The organism is Plantibacter sp. MMLR14_011, from assembly GCF_001865025.1.
Taxonomy (GTDB): domain Bacteria; phylum Actinomycetota; class Actinomycetes; order Actinomycetales; family Microbacteriaceae; genus Plantibacter; species Plantibacter flavus_A.
In genome coordinates, this window is record NZ_MJGW01000018.1 from 1 (window position 1) to 498 (window position 498).

The 498-nt window shown below is 71.3% G+C and carries 1 protein-coding gene; it reads right to left on the reverse strand.

Annotation, left to right across the window (positions count from 1 at the left end; translation table 11 throughout):
- Nucleotides 1–498 (reverse strand): DUF222 domain-containing protein (locus BIU99_RS11195; RefSeq protein WP_139205408.1); only part of this gene is annotated, 498 nt, incomplete at both ends.

Here is a 498-nt window from a genome sequence, read left to right on the forward strand (position 1 = left end):
CTGTCCGCGGGTGAACAGGCGGGTGCTGGTGCCGAGGTCGAGGACTTGGGAGGGGCCGCCGAGGATCATGGGGATGAGGTTGGCGTCGGCGGCGAGGCGGCGGAGGGCGCCAGCTCCGATGGGTTCGTCGATGCCGTCGATGGTGGCGGTGCCGAGGCCGGTTTCGAGGGTGTCTCGGTCGGTGCGGATGATGATGGTGACGGGGGTGAGTTCGGTGGCGGCGCCACTGCAGCCGGCGAGGTGGCGGAAGGTCTCGGTGAGGGCGATGGCGCGTCGTCGGTCGATGGGGATGAGGGTGGGGCCGTGGGGCATGGGGTGACCGGAGTCGTCGGGGGCGTCGGTGTCGGACGGCTGCTCGGGGTCGGTGAAGTGGGGTTTGCGGGTGGTGGCGCCGATGAGGGCGTCGAGGCCGGCGCGGATGAAGGCGGCGCTTTCGGGGGCGAGTTCGGCGCGGAGGAGGGTCATGCCGGTGGGGAGTTCGTGGATGGTGCAGCGTTC